Source organism: Actinotignum timonense (assembly GCF_030216305.1).
Taxonomy (GTDB): Bacteria; Actinomycetota; Actinomycetes; order Actinomycetales; family Actinomycetaceae; genus Actinotignum; species Actinotignum timonense_A.
The window spans coordinates 1-19,477 of sequence record NZ_JASOKT010000004.1 but is presented as its reverse complement, the minus strand read 5'-3'; the positions used below and the strand labels follow the sequence as shown (position 1 = coordinate 19,477).

Genomic DNA, 19,477 nt, shown 5'->3' with positions numbered 1-19,477 from the left:
GTGCTCATTACTGAGCTGGCGTGCGGGCTAGTTGCGCACGGGTGAGTTGCTAGTCACGGGCCTGTGAGCTGGGCTTGTGTCTATGTGCCTGCCGGTTGGGTATGCACGCGCGAGCTGTGTTGATTTTCGCGTGCCGGCCACATTGGAGTTATCAGCTTGGCGCGATAACATGGGAAAATGGATTTCGTGAACGATTTTGCTCCTCTTGCTCTAACCTATGACGATGTGTTGCTTGTTCCGCAACCAACTGATGTTATTCCTTCCGAAGTCGATACCTCTTCCCACCTGACCCGCAATATTGTGCTGAAAACCCCCATGGCTTCCGCGGCCATGGATACGGTCACGGAGCGCGATATGGCTGTTGCGATGGCACGCCAGGGCGGTATTGGGATTATTCACCGCAATCTTTCCCCGGAAGATCAGGCCCAGCAAGTTCGCGAGGTCAAACGTTCCGAATCCGGCATGATCACCGATCCGGTGACCGTAGCCCCGAATGCCACGATTGCCCAGCTCGATGCCCTGTGCGGGCAGTATCGCGTGTCTGGCCTTCCCGTTGTGGATGAGCAGAAGCACCTGCTCGGCATTATTACCAACCGTGATTTGCGTTTCGTTCCGGAAGATGAGTACGCCACCACCCGGGTTGAGGACGTGATGACCCGCATGCCGCTGGTGACCGCGCCCACGGGTGTGTCCCGCGCGGATGCCCGCGCGCTCCTCAAGAGCCACCGGATTGAAAAGCTGCCCCTTATTGATGAGGATGGGCGCCTCACCGGCCTTATCACCGTCAAGGATTTCGTCAAAACCCAGCAGTACCCCAATGCTTCCAAGGATTCCCAGGGCCGCCTCCTCGTGGGTGCGGGCGTTGGCTACCTGACCGATTCGTGGGAGCGGGCCGGGATGCTTGCCGATGCTGGCGTGGACGTGCTCGTGATCGATTCGGCGAACGGGGAAGCGAAGCTCGCCCTCGATATGATTCGCCGCCTGCGTGCCGATTCCGGTTTCGATGGCGTGGAGATTATCGGCGGCAATATCGCTACCCGGTCCGGCGCCCAGGCACTCATCGACGCCGGGGTGGACGCGGTCAAGGTCGGGGTGGGCCCCGGGTCCATCTGCACCACCCGCGTGGTGGCCGGCGTGGGCGTACCGCAGGTGACCGCGATTGTTGATGCGGCGCGCGCCTGCAAGCCCGCCGGGATCCCGCTGATCGCGGACGGCGGCCTGCACTGGTCCGGCGACATCGGCAAGGCCATCGTGGCCGGCGCGGATACCGTGATGCTCGGTTCACTCCTGGCTGGCTGCGTAGAAACGCCCGGCGAGGTTATTTTCGTGAACGGCAAGCAGTACAAGCACTTCCGCGGCATGGGTTCCCTGGGCGCGATGAGTTCGCGCGGCAAGAAGTCCTATTCCAAGGACCGCTACTTCCAGGCCGACGTTACCTCCGATGCCAAGCTCATTCCGGAAGGCATCGAAGGCCAGATTCCCTTCCGCGGCCCGCTGGCCTCCGTGCTCTACGAACTGGTGGGCGGCCTGGGCCAGACCATGTTCTACTCGGGTGCCTCCACCATTGCCGAGCTGAAGGAAAAGGGCCGCATGGTCCGCATGACCGGCGCCGGCCTCAAGGAATCGCATCCCCACGATGTGGAAATGACCGTAGAAGCCCCGAATTACTCCGGGCTCAAGTCCTAAATATTCATACTCATACCTCCTTTAGCCCGTTGCCGTGAGCGGTAGGGCTGGGGTGGTAGTGAGGGCCGGGAACGTAAGAGTGCGTTCCCGGCCTTTCGCTATGTGCCGGAAGGTACGACGCCGCAGCCCGGCTCCCGCGTGGCTGAGCTTATGCGGGTACCGGATGATGCGTGGTCCGGTCGGGTTCGCCCATCCGGACCAACAACGCGACCCGTGAGCACTATGAGCGCGGGACGGGCCAGCCTTCCTTGGGACCATCCGAGCGGCCTACTTCGCGCAAAAACTCTTGGAATTCGCGTTCGGCCCCGATCTGAATATCCACGATTTCCCGCAGCTCCTTTTCCCGCAGCTGGGGGAATTTCTCCAACATGGCACCGAGTACCCGCAGTGTTGCCACTACATCCGCTTCCGCATTATGGAAAGAATCATCCTGGAATACCCCGTAGTGCATGACGAGGTTTTCCAGGCGGCGCTTCCCCTTGCGGTAGCGATCCACCCCGCGATCCAGCAGGTAAGGATCGATAACCGGGAAAATCTCACCACCCAGGCGCTGGCTGAGGGTGGGGAGCCCGTGGCGGGCCAGCTCACTTTCGAGCAGGGTGAAATCATAGGAGGCATTAAAAGCCACCACCGGCTGGCCGGCTGCTAGTTGCGCCCCCAAAATATCCGCGATCTCACCGAGCACTTCCGCGATGGGGCGGCCCTCCGCGCGGGCTTGCTCCGTAGTAATGCCATGTACCTGGCTGGCGGCTTCCGGAATATCCACCCCGGGATCAGCCAGCCAATACCGCCGCGAGGTTCCCTCACTATCCACCCGCACGAGCGAGCAGGTGACGAGGCGATCACGCCGGGGATCTACCCCGGTTGTTTCTGTATCAAAGCCGATAAGCGGCAGCGTGGTCCACACGGTTCCCATCCTTTCCGCGGCCCGCGCCGCGCTCCTGTGCTGGTGCTTCGTAGTCTAATCCGCCCCTACGACACAAAAATTGGTCCCAAAAGACCCGCGGTGCGTTCCCAGGTTTAAATCAGCTTAAGTTACTTTAATGAAGACTCGGTAAAATTCTGCGAGGCAAGGTAACAGCCTGGGTCAGTTCGGAAAAGGTCGGGGCGGTTTGTGCAGCTCACCGCCGTGGCGCGAAAGGGAAGCTATGGACTTTGCGGTGCTCTCAGAAAATGAATATGAAGCATATATGAACGCTCAACGGTGTTTCCTCTCCCAAACGGTGAGCTACGGGCGGGTGCGCCAGGCCGAAGGCTACCGGGTGGAATACGTGGGCGTGCGCGATGCCACCGGCACGATTTGCGGGGCCGGTCTCATTATGTACCAACCCTGGAAAAAGATTTTCACCCGGGCTTCCCTCGCCTACGGGCCCACCTTAGATTGGAGCCGCAGCGAGGTTGTTTCCGCTTTCTTCAGCGGGCTCAACCGGCATTTCGCTTCCCAGCCGCGCCTGCTCACCGCTCGGATTAACCCGATTTTGGCGCGCCGCTGGTACACGGATATTACGCCCCTGGAAGATAACCCGGTGGCTGGCGCGGTCTCCCACGCTTTGGAACGCGATGGCTGGCGCCACCTTCCTTATGAATTCGGGGAACGCTCCGATATTCAGCTGCGCTGGATTTACACCAAAACCATCTCCGGGATGAACTTCGAAGAAGCCAAAGCCACCCTTGCCAAGGGGCTGCGTCGTCGTTTCAATAACGAAAACCGCTACGGGGTGCAGACCCGTTTCCTCGGGCCGGAAGATTTCGAGGTATTCGCGCAGCTCTACGCGAGCACCCGGGACCGCACCGACGGAATGCCGGAGCTCTCGGCCTCCGCGGTGCGTTTCTACCGCGACCTCATGGCGGAAATGGGCCCCGAACGCGCGCTGCTCGCGGTGGCCTATGTGTCCCCGCGCCGCTACCTCGACCAGATCGCAGCCGAACGCGCGGAGGTACATGAGCGGATTGAGGTACTGCGCGGGCGCAAAGAAACTAAAGCGCGGGATCGTGAACTTGAGCAGACCGCTCAGCGCCTGGAGGTGCTTGACGGTCAGGAAGAGATGGCGCGCGAAACCCTGGCCGAGCGCGGCGACGCGGAGATTCCCTTCAACGCGGCGCTCGGATTCCGGGTCGGTTCCGAACTCATTTTGCTGCTGGGCGGGATGGATAAAACGCTCTCCGCCTACGCGCGCGACTACCCGGTTGAACGTGCTATGTTCAAATACGCTTGCGACGAGGGCCTGGATATCTACAATACGTTCGGGATTTCCGGGGACTTTTCCGAGGATGCGGCCGATGCCAATATCCTCGCTTTCAAGCGCTGGCTCAACGGGCAGGTCGAGGAATTTGTAGGCACCTACGAAAAGACGTTCGCGCCGCGCTTCCTCGCCCGCGTGCTAGGTGCGGAAACGAGGTAGGAGCGTGACGCTGTAGCCGGGTGAATCGGGGCTGCGGCCCCGCGCTCCACTACCTAAGCCGCGCGGATGTGCACCGCGGCCCGGTCGCGCGCCTTTCTTTGCCGGTAAAGTGGAGAGCGTGAGCGAAATCGAGATTGGGCGCGGCAAACGCGCGCGGATAGCTTATACCTTTGACGACGTCGCAATTGTGCCCACCCGGCGCACCCGGGACGTTCGCGAAGTCTCCACTGCCTGGCAGCTGGACGCCTACCACCTCGATATTCCGGTACTCAGCGCACCCATGGATTCGGTGGCTTCCCCGGATATGATGATCCGCCTGGGGCGGGCCGGGGGATTGGGCGTGGCGGACCTTGAGGGCCTGTGGACCCGCTACGAGGATCCCACCCCGCTATACGAAGAAATCGCCGCCCTGCCTGCCGAATCCGCCACCGCGCGCCTCCAGCAGATCTACGCCGAGCGCTCCATCGATACCGGCCTGGTGCGCTACCGGGTGGCGCAGCTGCGGGCCGCCGGAATTACCGTGGCCGGGGCCTGTTCGCCGGGCCACGCGAAAGAAATTGTGCCGCCGGCCGCCGATGCCGGCCTGGACCTCCTGGTCATCCGCGGCACCACGGTGAGCGCCGAGCATGTATCTACCACCCGCGAACCGCTCAACCTGCGCGGCCTTATTTACGATCTTGATATTCCGGTGCTGGTGGGCGGCGCGGTCACCTACCAGAGCGCGCTCCACCTTATGCGTACCGGCGCGGCCGGGGTGCTGGCCGGTTACGGGGGAGGGGCCGCTTCTGCGACGTTACGTACCGTGGGGATCGCTGCCCCGATGGCGACGACGATAGCCGATATCGCGGCCGCCCGCCGGGACTACCTCGACGAATCGGGCGGGCGCTACGTTCATGTGATCGCGGACGGCTCGGTGGGCAGCTCCGGGGATCTCATTAAAGCCCTGGCTTGCGGGGCAGACGGTGTGATGCTCGGAACTATCCTGGCGCGGGCAAGCGAAGCACCCGGGCGTGGCTGGCATTGGGGCCCCGAAGCCCGCCACCCGCGCCTCCCGCGCGGGGAACGCGTTTATGTGGGCACCGCTGGCACACTGGAAGAAATCCTGGTGGGCCCCACCTCGAGCGCCCGCGGGCACACCAATATTATGGGGGCCTTGCGCCACGCGATGGCCGCTAATGGCTACTCCGATTGCAAGGAATTCCAGCGCGCCCAGCTGGTGGTCACCCGGCGCTAGGCGCGCTCGCTACCGCGCACTGCTTTTACTGCGCGTGATACCGATACACGTTGGTATCCCGCGCTTCGAAACCGCAACGCCGGTAGAGCCGGTTCGCGGCTTCCCGGCTGGGCCGCGAAGTCAAATCCACCGATTTCACGCCGAGCTTCGCCGCGTACACCACGGCGGCTTCCACGAGTTGCTGGCCGGCGCCGTGGCCGCGGGCGGCGTCGTCGACCACTACGTCTTCAATCCAGGCCCGGGTGCCGGTGGGAATCTGGAAGGTGACGAGGGTGAGCATCCCGAGGATCGGGGCACCTTCCTCCACCCGGTACACCAATTGGTACACCCCGGGCTGGGCGAGCAATTCCTCCGCAGCACCGCGCGAAAGCGGAGCGCTGCTCGAAGAAAGCTGCGGGATGAGGCGCTGGCAGGCAGCCAGGAAATCCTCGGTCACATTTTCTTGCAGGGAAATCATGTGTCCTCCGTTGGGATATCGGGGATATTCTCCAGATCGGCCAGCCACACCCGGCTGGTGGCATCGGACGGCATGCGCCAATCCCCGCGCGGGGAAAGCGAGCCACCCGAAAGGATCTTCGGGCCGTTGGGGAGAGTGGAACGTTTGAATTGCTGGGAGAAGAACCGGCGGTAGAACAGCTCCATCCATTTCTTGATCTCCGCCAGACTATAGGCGTGGCGAGCATCCCCCTCAATACCTTCCGGCCAGAAACCGCGGGAAGCATCCCCCCAGGCTTCCCGGGCCAGGAAAGCAATTTTCGAGGGCAGGAAACCGTAACGCAAGGCGAAGTAAAGGGTGAAATCCTGGAGTTCGTAGGGGCCGATTTTCTCCTGGGTGGATTGCAGCGCCCCACCGGCATCCGCGGGAACCAGCTCCGGGGAAATCTCAGTATTGAGAATATCCGTGAGAGCCTGCGCCGCCGCGCCGGCTAGGAAGTCCTGGCGAGCCATCCACCGCAGCACGTGCTGCATAAAGGTTTTCGGCATCCCGGCATTCACGTTGTAGTGACTCATATGGTCACCCACCCCGAAGGTGCACCACCCGAGGGCGAGCTCGGAAAGATCTCCGGTGCCCAGCACGATACCGCCGTGGAAACCGGCCAGCCGGAACAGGTAATCCGTGCGCAGCCCGGCCTGCACATTCTCAAAAGTGAGGTCATAGACCGGCTCGCCATCCGCGAAAGGATGGCCCATATCGGCCAGCATCTGCCGGGCCGCCGGGCGAATATCAATCTCCTCCAGCGGAACACCCAAGGCCTCGCATAGCGCATAGGCATTGTTCTTGGTGTGCTGGGAAGTAGCGAAACCGGGCAGAGTATAGGCGAGGATATCCGCGCGCGGGCGCTCCAGAAGATCCATGGCCCGGCAAGCCACCAGTAGGGCGTGCGTGGAATCCAGCCCGCCGGATACCCCGATAATCAGCTTGGCGGAGCCGGTGGCCCGCAGCCGGGTGATGAGCGCGTACACCTGGATGGAGAAAGCTTCGAAGCAATCACGATCCGGATTGCGTTCGCTGCCGCCCATGAAGGGGAAACGTACCACTTCGCGGTGCAGGCGCTGCTCCGCGGCGCCAAGCGCGCTCATATCCGGGATGCCGGCGGTGAAATGAATGGTGCGGAAGGAATCCGTGCCCGGGTTGGTATACGCATCGCGCTCGGTGCCCTGGGTGAGCGCATTGTCATTAAAGGAGCCGTTGCGCTGGCGTTCCTGGCGGATACGATCCAGGTCAATATCACCCAGGGTGGCGCTGTGACCGGCCGAAAAACGCTGCCCGGCCGCGATTTTCTCCCCGCATTCATAGATGACGGTTTGGCCATCCCAGGCCAGATCCGTGGAGGATTCCCATTCGCCATTCGCCGCGTAGATATAGGCGGCCGCGCAGCGTGCCGAAGCTCCGCGGATCAGCAGATCGCGGTCATCTTCACGGCCCACCGTGACCGGGGAGCCGGAAAGATTGACGAGCACCTGCGCCCCGGCCAGGGCCGCGCGCGCCGAGGGCGGGATAGGCACCCACATGTCCTCACAGATCTCCACGTGGAAATCAAAACCGGGAATATCACTGGCGGAGAAAATCAGATCCGGCCCGAAGGGAACGGTATCCCGCCCCAGCGTATAGGCCCAGGCTTCCTCGGTTTGTGCGAATTCGGCCCGCTGCTCCTCGCTAAGCCCGGTGCTCCACGGCGCATCCGTGCGCACCCCGGGCAGTTCAATATCCGCATTGCGCAGCCCCGCCCCGGAAGCGAAATGCCGCTTTTCGTAAAACTCCCGGTAGTTGGGGATATAGGACTTGGGCACCACGCCCAGCACATTCCCGTGGTGGAGCACAACCGCGCAATTATAGAGGCGGTTGCGCCAGTGCAGCGGCGCTCCCACAATAAGGGCCGCATCGAATTCCGCACTGGCTGCCCGCACGGTTTCCAGGGCTTCCAGGGTGGCGCCCAGCAGCGCATCCTGGAGGAACAGATCCTCCGCGGAATACCCGGTGAGGCTCAGCTCCGGGAACACGGCCAGTACCGCACCCCGCGCACTCACCACCCGGGCGGCCGCAATAATGGCCTGGGCGTTGCGCTGCGGATCGGCCACCACCACTTCCGGGGAGCAGGCGGCCACGCGCACGTAACCGTGACTGTAAATCGAGGAGAAATCGCTCATGGGTCTAGTCTGCCATTGCCTGCGACACGCAGGAATCGTCAAACTCAGATTCGGGCAGCCCCAGCGCCCCGCTCAGCGAATCAAAAACCCCGCGGTGGGTGATTTTGCCGCCGCTAATATTCACGCCGCTAGCGAAACCGGGATCCGCGCTGGCGGCCGCGCGCCACCCCTGGGCGGCCAAGCGCACCACGTAGGGGAGTGTCGCCGTCGTCAAAGCTTCCGTGGAGGTGCGCGGAACCGCACCGGGCATATTCGCCACGCAATAGAAAATCTTGCCGTCCACGGTGAACGTGGGCTCATCATGGGTGGTGGGATGGGAATCCTCGAAGCATCCGCCCTGGTCAATAGCAATATCAACAAGCACGCTGCCCGGGCGCATCCCTTCCACCATCGCGGAAGTCACCAGCTTGGGGGTGGGCGAACCCGGCACCAGCACCGTGCCGATCACCAGATCGGCATCCGCCACCTGTTCCTCGATGGTCTGCGCGGTGGAGGCCAGGGTGGTGAGCATCCCGGCGTGGCGCATTTCCAGCTGGGCGAGCCGCTCGATATTAATATCCAGAATCGTTACGTTCGCGCCCATCCCGGCGGCCATAACCGCGGCGGATTCCCCGGCGATCCCCGCGCCGATCACGGTCACTTTGCCCTTGCGGGTTCCGGCCACCCCGCCGATAAGAATCCCGGCCCCGCCCTGCGCGTCGAGGAGGTAATGCGAGCCCACGATGGGTGCGAGTTTTCCGGCCACCCGGCTCATGGGCGCGAGCAGCGGCAGCGCTTTCCGTTCCCGCACGGTTTCATAGGCGATGGCGGTGGTGCCGGCATCCAGGAGCGCGCGGGCGAGCTTCGGCTGGGAAGCCAGGTGCAAATAGGTGAAAAGCACCAGGTCGTCGCGCAAATACCCGTATTCTTCCGCTTCGGGTTCCTTGACTTTGAGAACCGCATCGGCGCCCCACACCTCGGCTGCGTCCGGGCAGATACGGGCCCCGGCGGCGGCGTAGGCGGCGTCGGCGCATCCGGAGGCTGCCCCGGCTCCGGCCTGCACCAGGACGGTGTGCCCGGCCGCGGCCAGTTCGCGCGCACCGGCCGGGGTGAGCGCGACCCGGTATTCGTTATTCTTCAATTCTGTGGGAACGCCAATAATCATGTGCATAGTCTACGGCGCGCGTGCGCGCTGCTCCTAGGTAGTACGACGACGGCGCTGCGGGCCGCGCCACTGCGCGCCCCGCAGCGAGGTCCCGCTCCCAGTTAGAGCCGCAGCAGATGGAGCCGCCCGGTGGAACGCCGCGCCAGCGCCCAGGCGATCACCGCGCAGGTGCCGAAGATCAGGGAGAAGGCAAGTAGCCCGATGAAGCCCTGATTGGCGGTAAGGAAATCCGTGAAGCCGGTCGAGTCACTCACCCGCCCCACCCAGTGCGCGAAATCGGTGCCGGTGCGGGCGGCCCAGGTGCAGAAGGTTTCCCAATGGGGATTCCAGAGCCGGGAGATAAATCCACCTAGCCCGGTCACCCCGATGAGGTATCCGAGCAGGGAGAGCCCGGCGAAGAAAGCGATAACCACCGCGACAGCCAGTACCACCGTGCTCAGCGACCAGCGCAGCAGGAAGGTGGTCACCAGCACCGCCCCGAAGAACAAGGCCATACAGCAGAGCCAGGTAGGTAGGAACATGAACCACACACTGCCCGATCGCATGGCGGTACCTTCTGGGGAAAACGCGGCATCCAGAGCCCAGGAACCATCCGGGCGGCGCACAATGGTGAGCACCACGAGGATAATCACGGCGGTAACCGCCAGGTATTCGGCGCTCATCCGCGCGGCGCTGCGCGTCAGGTTGCTGAAGAATTGCCGCCGCGTGCTCCCCGCTTGCAGATGCGCCCGCATGGAGAGGGTACATATCGCCCCACCGAACATGAGGCTCCCGCTCAGCACAAACCAAGCCCACATAATCCAGTTGAGAATGGGATTATCGATACCTCCAATAGGCAGATCTGGCTCGATATTTGTGAAGGGAAGCAGCAGCGTTGTCACCACCAGGAAACAGCCCGCAATCAGCCAGAAACTGCGATAAAAATAGGAGAAAGGCCCGCGCCGCCCAATCGCGCGGCGCGCCGCGAGGTAGATAAGAGCGTTCGCGCGGCGATACAGCTTAATCATGATCGACTCCAATCTGAGTGCGGGTGGAAGTTTCCGTGCTTCCGGCCCGGGGCGCCTGCGCGCCCAGCGGTTGTGCCAGGCGGGCGCGCTGGGCGGGGGAGAGCGTCGTCGTAACTAAAACATCGGTGAGGGACGCGAGGCTATCCGTGGAATGGCGCGCGCGAACCTCATCGGCATCCCCGGCTTCCAGCAGGTTCCCGCGGTGCAGGAACACCACGGTATCCACCAGATTCTCCACCTCCTCGAGCAGGTGGGAGGAGAGGATGATGGTGCGGGGGTGCTCGGCGAAATCACTGAGCAAAACCCGGTAGAACAGCTCGCGCATCACCGCGTCCATACCCAGGTGCACCTCATCGAAAATGGTGATGGGGCAGCGCGATGCCAGGCCCAGAATCGCGGAAAATGTGGAGCGCTGCCCCACGGATAGCCCGTCAATCACGCGGGCGGGATCCAGCTCAAAAAGCTCGAAAAGCTCCCGGGCGAAATCCTCATCCCAGGTGGGGCGGGCCATGCGCCACAGATCCATCGTCATGGCGAGGGGCGAACCGGAAATCACCTCCACGCGGGCCGGAATATAGGCCACCCCCGGCATGACCTCCGGGTTTTCATCCACCGGGTGCCCGTCAATAAAAATGCTTCCCGCGGCGCGCCCGCGGGAGCGCCGAATCGGGAGGAGCCCGGCGATGAGCATCCCGAGCGTGGATTTGCCCGAGCCGTTGCGGCCGAAAAGGCCGGTGATGGTGTCGTGGCCGATCTCCACGCTGAGATCATCGAGGGCGCGAGTCCCGCGCCGGTAGCTGAAACTCAGGTTCTCGATGCTAATCATTGGTTCTCCTCCCAATAGGTCGAGACGAGTGCGGATATTTCCGCGGGGCTGAGCCCGAGCGCCCGGCCCGCGGCGAGTGCCGGGGCGAGGGTGTCACTCAGGTAGGTGGCACGCCCGCGCTCACGCAGGGCTGCCTGCGCGCCCGCGGTTACGAACATGCCGATGCCGCGGCGTTTTTCCAGGATTCCTTCCTCCACGAGGAGGGAAAAAGCTTTGTTTGCCGTGGCGGGATTAATGCGGTAGGTAGCGGCGTATTCGGTGGTAGACATGACCTTTTCTCCGGGCCCGAGTTCGCCGGAGAGAATACGACGACGCAGATCCTCGGCCAGCTGCACATAGATCGGCACCGCTGAACTGAACTCCATCACGCCCTCCCTCCTTGGTTAGTTACATAACTAATGAACCATAGAACCGACTCTGCCGCAAGTCCTATGAGGTGTGACTCACATCTCGCACGGCTCGGGGGAATTGATCTAGGCTAATGACACGTTTGGAAGGAATCCCTGTTGAAAATTGGTTTACTGGGAGCGGGCCGCGCCGGGCTGATGCACGCGCGCATTCTCGCCCACCGTGTTGATGAACTTGTTATTGCCGAACCGAAACCTGAGCGCAGTGCCGCCGTCGTTTCCGAACTGGAAGGTGAGGCTGCAACTCGCGCCCGCATCAGTGAAGCCAGCGTGGAGGCCACCCTCACGGACACCACCCTGGACGCCCTCGTCCTCACCAGCCCCACGGATGTGCACGCCGAACAGCTGCTGCGCGGCATGGAGCTGGGCATTCCTATGTTCACCGAGAAGCCGGTATCCACCTCGCTGGCCTCGACGCTGAAAGTGCGCGAGGCCGCCCGCGCACGCGGAGCCCGCATCCAGGTTGGCTTCCAGCGCCGCTTCGATACCGCCTACACCCGAGCCCGCGCGGCGGTGCGCGAAAAAAGCCTGGGCCAGCTGCGCCGCCTGAGCATGGGGACCATGGACCAGGCCCCGGCCGCCCGCGAATTCCTGGCAGCCTCGGGCGGAATTTACATCGACTGCCTCATCCACGATTTCGATATGCTGCGCTGGGTCACCGGGCGCGAAGTCACCGAGGTCATGGCTTTCGGCACCGATCTGGGCCTGGCCGATTTCCGCGATTTCGGAGACGTGTGCGAAACAGCAGCGGTGCTGCGCATGGAAGGCGATGTGCTCGCCACCGCGCAATCCTCGCGCTTCAACGGCCACGGTTATGACGTGCGCATGGAGCTGCACGGCACCGAGCAGACCCTCGCGGTCGGCTTCGATAACAAACTCCCCGTGCGCTCCCTTGAAGATGGGGTTTCCTATCCGGAGGAATCCGCCTGGGTGGATTTCATCGCTCGCTTCGCCGCCTGCTACGAACGCGAAATCGAGGCGTTTTTGGAGGTGGTTGCGGGCCGCGGGGAGATTCCCGCCACGGTGGACGACGCCGTCGCCTCCCTGCGCATCGCGGAAGCCGTGCGGTTATCGCAACGCGAGCACCGCGTGGTATCCCTGGCCGAAATTGAGGGCTAAACATGGATTTGCGGCTCGACGCGAGCGCTTTCGACTACAGCTTCGTGGTGCTCTACCTGGTGCTGGTCCTCGTCATCGGCGTGGTCACCCGGCGCAAAATCAACACCTCGGAGGATTTTTTCCTTTCCGGGCGCTCGCTGCCGGCGTGGATCTGCGCGCTGGCTTTCCTCTCCGCGAATATCGGGGCGGTAGAACTCATCGGGATGGCGGCCTCCGGTTCCCAATACGGCCTGCCCACGGTGCATTACTACTGGATCGGCGCGGTGCCGGCCATGGTTTTCCTCGGGCTCATTATGATGCCCTTCTATTACGGCTCGCGGGTGCGTTCGGTTCCCGAATACCTGCGTTTGCGTTTTGATCGGCCCACCCACCTCTACCAATCGGTGATTTTCTCGGTGGCGACCATCCTGGTGGCCGGCATCAATCTTTTCGCCCTGGCGCTCCTCATTAATGTGCTTATCGGGGTGCCGCTGTGGGCCTCGATTATTATCGCGGCCGGCGTGGTGCTGGTCTACACGGTGATGGGCGGGCTCACCGCCACCATGTACAACGAGGTGCTGCAATTCCTGCTCATCGTTGCGGTGCTCACCCCGCTCACCATCGCCGGGCTGGCGCGGGTGGGCGGGCCGGCCGGGCTGGTGAACGCCCTCAACGAAACCCAGGTGCTCGGCCCGAACGGCCTGGATGTGTGGGGCGGAACCGGGCTGGGGAATACCACGAACCCGTACGGCAATTGGATCGCGCTGCTGCTGGGGATGGGCTTCGTGAATTCCTTTGGGTACTGGACCACGAATTTCACCGAGGTGCAGCGCGCGCTGTCCGCCAAAGATATGCGTTCTGCGCGCCTGACCCCGATCCTCGCGGCGATCCCGAAAATGTTCTTGCCGCTCATTATTATTGTGCCCGGGCTGATCGCCGCAGTTCTTATCCCGCAGCTGCACACGGGCGAGATCACCCATAACGAAGCCTTCCCGGCGCTTATGGGGGAGGTGCTTCCGCACGGCCTGCTGGGCATGGCCTTGGCCGGGCTGATCGCGGCCTTTATGGCCGGGATGGCGGCGAATGTTTCCTCTTTCAATACCGTGGTGACCTACGATATTTGGGAAACGTATGTGCGCCCGGGCCGCAAGGACACCTACTACATTAAAATCGGGCGGCGCCTGACGATTATCGGGGTGCTTATCGCCATCGGGGCGGCTTTTATCGCGGCGGAATTCTCCAATATCCAGGACTACACCCAGATGTTGCAGTCCATTTTCAACGCCCCGCTTTTCGCCACTTTCATTATGGGAATGTTCTGGGCGCGCATGAGCCCGCAGGCCGGGCTGTGGGGCCTGGTGGCCGGCGCGGCCGGTGCCGGGTTTATCCAGCTGGGTTACGCGAATGGCTTGCTGGACTTTAACTCTTCCCAGGCGGCTTCCTTCACGGCTTCCGGTGTTGCTTTTATTGCCGACTTCATCGTGTCGGTGCTCGTCACGAAGATCACGCGCCCCAAGCCCATCGAGGAACTCGACGGCCTGGTGTGGGGGCGTGTCAAGATGGATATTAAGGGCGCCCGGCCGGCTCCGAAACTGCACGAAGCCCGGGTGGCCGAAGCCCGCGAACGCGCCCTCACCGGCGAAAAACTGCACTGGTGGGAAGAACCGGTGCCGCTGGGTATCGCGGTGCTCGCGGTGTGCACGATCCTCAATGTGGTGCTGTAAATGAAGGGATACGAGTCTATGAACGACGACGCAGCGCGGCGGAGCGCCGCGCCAGCTTCGGCGCCCGCGCCGCACCTCCCCGAGGCGCGCCTCGGGCGACTCTCGCTTTTCGACCTGCGCACCTGGATCGCCATTATGTTCGGCGTATTCGGCACGATGCTGGCCGGCTACGGGCTCTTCTTCGTGACCGAGGAGGACCTGGCCAAAGCTGCGGGCATCAACCTCAACCTCTGGACCGGCCTGGCCATGATTATCGTGGCGCTCTTCTTCGCCGGCCGCAGCGCCGCCGCCCCGCAGGTGCTTTCCGAAGCCCTCGGCTCGCGCCTGTCCGATGAGGATGCGCAGGATGGGCCCGCGCAGCCGGGTGCAGCGTCGTCGAACCAATCCTTCGTGGAGCCCGCCGCGGGGAGGCCGGACCCCGAGCAGCCCACCGCGCCGCGGGAGAGCTAAGATTATGTGCAAGCCTAACGCCTACGTCAGGGGACACTTATGACCATTGCGGTTGCCTACAAAATTGCCGGCGATCCACGTTCAGCGCACGTTCTGGATTCCGGTGTGGTGGATTGGAGCGGCGCGCGCCTCTCCATTAGCGACGACGACGCCGTTGCCATGCGGGCAGCGCGGGAACTCGGCGACTCCCTGGGCACCGAGGTCGTGGGCATCACCCTGGGCCCCGCCTCCATCGGCACCCCGGCGCTGCGCAAAAACGCGCTGTCCAAAGGCCCGGACCGCCTGCTCGTGGTGAGTGATGATGCCACCCTCAGCTGGAATTCCACCGCGGTGGGCGAAGCGCTGGCGCGGGTGGTGCAGCGCGATGGCACTATTACTGCGCTTATCACCGGCCCGGGTTCCACCGACGAAGGCTCGAAAATGGTCTCCGGCGTGATCGCCGGGGCGCTGGGCTGGCCGTCTTTCCAGGATGTTTCCGCGATCCGCACCGAAGGTGAGGAGCTTCTCCTCACCCAGCACACCGGCGGGCAGCGCCGCGAGGTGCGCGTGGCCGGCCCGGTGGTCATCGCGGTCACCTCCGACGCCGCGGCCGTCAAAGTCCCGGCCATGAAAGATATCCTCGACGCCGCCAAGAAACCCGCACAGCTCCTCACCGCCGCCGACCTCGGCGATATGGAAGGGCGCACCCTCGACCCCATCGCCCGCGCGGTTCCGCCCGTCCAGCGCCGCCTCCACCAAATCCTCGACGGTCCCGGCGCCGTGGCTGAACTCGTCGGGATCTTGGATCGGCGCGGCCTGCTGCCGAATGCCGGTTCCACGGGTGTTTCTGGTTCCGCCGCCGGAATCTCTAGCACCGGCATCTCTAGCAACGCGAGCACCGGCGCCCCCGTTATTTCTGGCGACGACGCCGCCCCTCACGCCGCTGGTACTTCGGGCGCGGAAGCTTCTTCCGCCACCGGTTCTGCTCCGGAGCACGCGGTGTGGATTATTAGCGCTGGCGCCACTATTTCGCCCTTCCTCCCGGCCCTGCGCCGCTACGACGCGGTTCATGTGATCGCCCTCGTTCCCGAGGGTGAAGCAGGGCGTGACAGCGTGCAGCTGCCCGCGTTCCCGGATGCCACCAGCGTGCAGGTCATCACGCACCCGAGTGATGTGCCGGCCGAGGCCCTGAGCGCGGCGCTCACGGAGCTCGTGGATGCCCAGCCCGGGGATATTGTGCTGGTTCCCAATGAGCCAAGCGAACGCGCGCTGGGCGGGGAGATCGCCGGCCGGCGCGGCTGGCCCATCCTCACCGACGTGCGCGAAGTCAGCGCCGAGCACGTGGTCAGCGGGCGTTTCGGTGCTATCTCCCTGGAAACCTACGCGCGCGCGGGAGTGACCTTCGTGGGCGTGATCGGTTCGCTTCCCGGTACGGCGGCTTGTGCTGGAGCTGCGGGTGCTGGCGGTGCAGCGGGTACCGGACGTGCGCTTAGCTCTGGCAGCACCCCGGTATCCGAGGTGGCAGCCCCGGCCGGCGCGATAGCGCCGGCGCGGATCACGGCAGCCGAATCGGAAGATGTGTCCGAGCGGCGCTTGGCCACCGCCACGCGGGTGGTCGGTGCCGGCCGCGGTTTCGCCGCCAAGGAGGACCTGCGGCTCTTCCACGAACTCGCCGAGGTGCTCGATGCCGCGGAAGGCGCAACCCGCCCGCTGGCCGAAGGGGATGCCTGGCTCCCGCGTGATTCCTACGTGGGGCTTTCGGGTACGGTTATCGCCCCGGATTTGTATATCGCCATCGGTATTTCCGGCCAGCCGCATCACACCGCGGGAGTCACGGATTCCGGCGTCATCGTGGTGATCAATAATGATCCCGAAGCGGAAATGTTCGAATTCTGCGATTACGGAATCGTCGGAGACCTCTACACGGTGCTTCCCGAGCTCATTACCCTCATCCGGAAGCGGGTTGCAGCCCCGGCCCCGGATATGGGTGCCAGGCTCGACTAGCAATCACTCCTCAATCACCACATAGCCCAATGAGTGGGGGAGCAACCGGAACGGTTACTCCCCCCCACTGCGTCGTCGTACCCGAAAATAACGGGCGCGGGCTTAGACGAGCGTCATAGCCTGCTGGGCGATGGCCAGCTCCTCATTGGTGGGAACCACGAGCACATGCACCGTGGAATCCTCCGTGGAGATCTCCCGCGCGTTCTTCGAGCGCGTGGCGTTCTTTTCGGCATCGTACTTGACACCGAAGGGAGCCAGGCGATCAAGGACTTCCTTGCGGATGATATCGTCATTCTCACCCACGCCGGCGGTGAAGGTCAGGGCATCCAGGCCGCCAAGAATCGCGGTGTAAGAACCGATGTACTTGACGATGCGATGGACGTAAATATCCACCGCTTCCTTCGCGTTCTTATCACCCTTCTCCACCATCGCGTGCACATCGCGCAGATCGGAGGAGCCGGTCAGACCGGCCATACCGGACTGGCGGTTGAAGAGCTTATCGATCTCATCAATGGACATCTTCGCCTGGCGAGCCAGGTGGAAAACGGCAGCCGGATCAATATCGCCGGTGCGCCCACCCATAACGAGGCCCTCCAGCGGGGTCAGGCCCATGGAGGTCTCCACCGCGCGGCCCGAATCCACCGCGGATACCGAAGCTCCGTTACCGATATGCAGCACGATCTGCTTGAGATCATCGCGACCCAGGATCTTCGCTACCTCACCAGAAACATACTGGTGCGACGTACCGTGCGCTCCGTAGCGGCGGATCTCATACTTATCGGCAATCTCGCGGTTGAGGCCGTAACGCGCCGCCTCTTCCGGAAGGCTCTGGAAGAACGCCGTATCGAAAACCGCCACGTGCGGGACATTCGGCAGCAGGCGCTGCGCCACCTTGATGCCCTCCAGGGCCGGCGGGTTGTGCAGCGGGCCGAGCGGCTGGAGCTCTTCGATCTTCTGGCGCACCGCATCGGTAATAAGAGCCGGGCCATCGAAGTACTTACCACCCTGGACCACGCGATGCCCGACGGCGCGAATGGAACCATCATGCAGGGACGGGCCGGCGGCGTCGAAGAACTCGAGCACCTTCTCCATACCGACTTCGTGGTTGGGAATGGGGCCTTCCCATTCGCGCACGTCCTCGCCGTGTTCGTGCTTGACGTGACCGGAGGGCAGACCAATCTGCTCCACGAGGCCCGAGGCGAGTTCCTCACCCGATTCGGGATCCACGACCTTGTACTTGATCGAGGAGGAGCCGGAATTAATTACGAGAACGGACAAAATGATCTCCTTGTGTCTGTGACCGGGTGGAGGCCCACCCCTATAACTTCAGTGTAATGCCGGATACGGGTTGTTCCGGCTCATGCCTGCGGATTCCCGCGAATTGCAGGTTGTTTCCGGTTACTACGGGTTATTCCTGCGCCTGGATCGCGGTAATCGCCACGGTATTGACGATATCCTCCACGAGCGCGCCGCGGGAAAGATCATTCACCGGCTTATTCAGGCCCTGGAGCACCGGGCCCACGGCCACCGCGCCCGAAGAACGCTGCACGGCCTTGTAGCCAATATTGCCGGCATTCAGATTCGGGAAAACGAAAACCGTGGCGCGGCCGGCCACCGGGGAATCCGGCAGCTTCTTCTTCGCGGCCGCGGCATCCACCGAAGCGTCATACTGGAGCGGGCCGTCAATAAGCACGCCCTCGGGGGCCAGGCTCTTCGCGAGCTCCGTGGCTTCGCGCACCGCATCCACATCCGGGCCCTTACCGGAGGTACCCGAAGAGTAGGAAAGCATGGCCACGCGCGGCTCAATACCGAATTGCTGGGCGGTGCGGGCCGAATCAATAGCGATACCGGCCAGCTCTTCCGGGGTGGGATTGGTATTGACCGCGCAATCGGCGTACACGTAGACGCGATCATCCATGAGCATGAGGAAGGCGCCGGAAACCGTCTTCGTGCCGGGCTTCATCTTGATGGTTTGGAAGGAGGGAACAATGGTATTCGCGGTGGTGTGGTTCGCGCCCGAAACCATGCCATCAGCGTCGCCCATGTACACCATCATGGTGCCGTAGTAGGAAGGATCCTTCATCTTCTCCACGGCCTGCTCGTAGGTCACGCCCTTCTTAGCGCGCAACTCGGCGAACTTCTCCGCGTAGCGGCGCACCCGCTCCGGATCATCAATCGAAATAATTTCCGCGCCGGAGACATCCACGCCAAGCTCAGCGGCGCGGGCGAGGACCTCGTCCTTGTCCCCAACCAGGGTAATATCCGCGATATCGCGGGCCAGAATCTGGGCGGTGGCCAGCAAAATGCGGTCATCTTCGGCCTCCGGCATAACGATGCGCTTCTTTGCCTTGCGAGCCCGGGCCGCCAGGGAAGCCTGGAAGGACAGCGGGGTAATAACCGAGGATTCCTCTTCCATCGCGGCAACGAGGGTGGCCCGATCCGCGTCACTGAAGGAACGCGCCTCACCATCGGGGAGGTAAATAGTAGGAATGCCCAGGTCACGCATGGTAGTGGGGACGCTTTCATCAGCGTCAATAACAATGAGTGCGCTCAGGGTGCCGTACCGATCCGCGATCTCCTTCGCGGAAAGCTGGGCAACAACCTCCACCTGCGCGGCGCTGCGCTGCGCCGCCGACACGGCGACGATGCCGGTGGTGCCCAGGTTGGCGATGGTACGGCCGGTACGCGAAAGCATCCCGGGATTAATCGGATCCCCATCCAGAATGCCGAGAATGAGAACCGCATCGAAATTCTGGGCGTAATCGGTGTAGCGATTCACCAGCTGGGTCGTGGCTTCTTCTTCGTCAGCCACGTAGGCCTGCCGGCTCGAACCCCAAGCAATATCGCGATCCTCGCCGCGGCCAACC

The 19,477-nt window shown here is 63.1% G+C and carries 16 protein-coding genes; 7 read left to right on the top strand and 9 right to left on the bottom strand.

Going from position 1 to position 19,477, the window contains the following annotated elements:
• The first annotated feature begins 177 nt into the window (after positions 1-177).
• Entirely contained in the window at positions 178-1,686 is a 1,509-nt protein-coding gene (gene guaB, locus QP305_RS03580; protein ID WP_026428247.1) for an IMP dehydrogenase, read from the top strand.
• Positions 1,687-1,906: 220 nt separating this feature from the next.
• Here the strand turns inward: guaB and QP305_RS03575 are convergent, their stop codons facing one another.
• Positions 1,907-2,593: an exonuclease domain-containing protein gene (locus tag QP305_RS03575; protein WP_434736385.1), complete on the bottom strand. Its 687-nt coding sequence runs from the start codon at positions 2,591-2,593 to the stop codon at positions 1,907-1,909.
• Between the two features lie 241 nt (positions 2,594-2,834).
• On the opposite strand from QP305_RS03575, the gene QP305_RS03570 reads away from it, so the two are divergent.
• Positions 2,835-4,088 (top strand): lipid II:glycine glycyltransferase FemX, encoded by a 1,254-nt coding sequence (locus tag QP305_RS03570; RefSeq protein ID WP_284904045.1) that lies wholly within the window; start codon positions 2,835-2,837, stop codon positions 4,086-4,088.
• A gap of 118 nt (positions 4,089-4,206) precedes the next feature.
• A complete protein-coding gene (locus tag QP305_RS03565; protein WP_284904044.1) occupies positions 4,207-5,322 on the top strand; it encodes a GuaB3 family IMP dehydrogenase-related protein in 1,116 nt (371 codons plus the stop codon).
• A 25-nt stretch (positions 5,323-5,347) separates the two neighbouring features.
• Here QP305_RS03565 and QP305_RS03560 read toward each other — a convergent pair whose 3' ends face one another.
• From QP305_RS03560 to QP305_RS03535, 6 genes are all read right to left on the bottom strand, one after another.
• Entirely contained in the window at positions 5,348-5,779 is a 432-nt protein-coding gene (locus QP305_RS03560; RefSeq protein WP_284904043.1) for a GNAT family N-acetyltransferase, read from the bottom strand.
• Complete coding sequence (locus QP305_RS03555; protein ID WP_284904042.1) at positions 5,776-7,971, bottom strand: NAD(+) synthase; 2,196 nt, start codon at positions 7,969-7,971, stop codon at positions 5,776-5,778. The genes QP305_RS03560 and QP305_RS03555 overlap by 4 nt, the downstream gene beginning before the upstream one ends.
• 4 nt (positions 7,972-7,975) lie before the next feature.
• A complete protein-coding gene (ald, locus tag QP305_RS03550; RefSeq protein ID WP_284904041.1) occupies positions 7,976-9,115 on the bottom strand; it encodes an alanine dehydrogenase in 1,140 nt (379 codons plus the stop codon).
• 101 nt (positions 9,116-9,216) lie between these two features.
• A complete protein-coding gene (locus QP305_RS03545) occupies positions 9,217-10,122 on the bottom strand; it encodes a hypothetical protein (protein ID WP_284904040.1) in 906 nt (301 codons plus the stop codon).
• A complete protein-coding gene (locus QP305_RS03540; RefSeq protein ID WP_284904039.1) occupies positions 10,115-10,948 on the bottom strand; it encodes an ATP-binding cassette domain-containing protein in 834 nt (277 codons plus the stop codon). Before QP305_RS03540 ends, QP305_RS03545 begins: the two co-directional genes overlap by 8 nt.
• Positions 10,945-11,313 carry a GntR family transcriptional regulator gene (locus QP305_RS03535; protein ID WP_026428239.1) on the bottom strand — a complete coding sequence of 123 codons (369 nt, stop codon included), beginning with the start codon at positions 11,311-11,313 and terminating at the stop codon, positions 10,945-10,947. Before QP305_RS03535 ends, QP305_RS03540 begins: the two co-directional genes overlap by 4 nt.
• Before the next feature lie 141 nt (positions 11,314-11,454).
• On the opposite strand from QP305_RS03535, the gene QP305_RS03530 reads away from it, so the two are divergent.
• The 4 genes from QP305_RS03530 to QP305_RS03515 are packed head-to-tail and all read left to right on the top strand — an operon-like array spanning position 11,455 to position 16,610.
• On the top strand, positions 11,455-12,474 hold the full coding sequence (locus QP305_RS03530; RefSeq protein WP_284904038.1) for a Gfo/Idh/MocA family protein: 1,020 nt from the start codon (positions 11,455-11,457) through the stop codon (positions 12,472-12,474).
• A gap of 2 nt (positions 12,475-12,476) precedes the next feature.
• On the top strand, positions 12,477-14,177 hold the full coding sequence (locus tag QP305_RS03525) for a sodium:solute symporter family protein (protein ID WP_284904037.1): 1,701 nt from the start codon (positions 12,477-12,479) through the stop codon (positions 14,175-14,177).
• Positions 14,178-14,627 (top strand): hypothetical protein, encoded by a 450-nt coding sequence (locus tag QP305_RS03520; RefSeq protein WP_284904036.1) that lies wholly within the window; start codon positions 14,178-14,180, stop codon positions 14,625-14,627. It abuts the gene before it with no gap.
• 39 nt (positions 14,628-14,666) lie between these two features.
• On the top strand, positions 14,667-16,610 hold the full coding sequence (locus QP305_RS03515; protein WP_284904035.1) for an FAD-binding protein: 1,944 nt from the start codon (positions 14,667-14,669) through the stop codon (positions 16,608-16,610).
• Positions 16,611-16,712: 102 nt separating this feature from the next.
• On the opposite strand, the gene QP305_RS03510 is transcribed toward QP305_RS03515, so the two are convergent.
• Positions 16,713-17,888, bottom strand: coding sequence for an acetate/propionate family kinase (locus QP305_RS03510; protein ID WP_284904033.1), 1,176 nt, complete (start codon positions 17,886-17,888; stop codon positions 16,713-16,715).
• A 130-nt stretch (positions 17,889-18,018) separates the two neighbouring features.
• Positions 18,019-19,477: phosphate acetyltransferase (pta, locus tag QP305_RS03505; protein ID WP_434736384.1), on the bottom strand; the 1,459-nt coding region annotated here is incomplete at its 5' end.

Excerpts from the sequence above, each read along its gene's own strand:
- guaB (WP_026428247.1), top strand. The coding sequence starts at position 178 with ATGGATTTCGTGAACGATTTTGCTCCTCTTGCTCTAACCTATGACGAT.
- QP305_RS03570 (WP_284904045.1), top strand. The coding sequence starts at position 2,835 with ATGGACTTTGCGGTGCTCTCAGAAAATGAATATGAAGCATATATGAAC.
- QP305_RS03560 (WP_284904043.1), bottom strand. The coding sequence starts at position 5,779 with ATGATTTCCCTGCAAGAAAATGTGACCGAGGATTTCCTGGCTGCCTGC.
- QP305_RS03555 (WP_284904042.1), bottom strand. The coding sequence starts at position 7,971 with ATGAGCGATTTCTCCTCGATTTACAGTCACGGTTACGTGCGCGTGGCC.
- ald (WP_284904041.1), bottom strand. The coding sequence starts at position 9,115 with ATGATTATTGGCGTTCCCACAGAATTGAAGAATAACGAATACCGGGTC.
- QP305_RS03545 (WP_284904040.1), bottom strand. The coding sequence starts at position 10,122 with ATGATTAAGCTGTATCGCCGCGCGAACGCTCTTATCTACCTCGCGGCG.
- QP305_RS03540 (WP_284904039.1), bottom strand. The coding sequence starts at position 10,948 with ATGATTAGCATCGAGAACCTGAGTTTCAGCTACCGGCGCGGGACTCGC.
- QP305_RS03535 (WP_026428239.1), bottom strand. The coding sequence starts at position 11,313 with ATGGAGTTCAGTTCAGCGGTGCCGATCTATGTGCAGCTGGCCGAGGAT.
- QP305_RS03525 (WP_284904037.1), top strand. The coding sequence starts at position 12,477 with ATGGATTTGCGGCTCGACGCGAGCGCTTTCGACTACAGCTTCGTGGTG.
- QP305_RS03520 (WP_284904036.1), top strand. The coding sequence starts at position 14,178 with ATGAAGGGATACGAGTCTATGAACGACGACGCAGCGCGGCGGAGCGCC.
- QP305_RS03515 (WP_284904035.1), top strand. The coding sequence starts at position 14,667 with ATGACCATTGCGGTTGCCTACAAAATTGCCGGCGATCCACGTTCAGCG.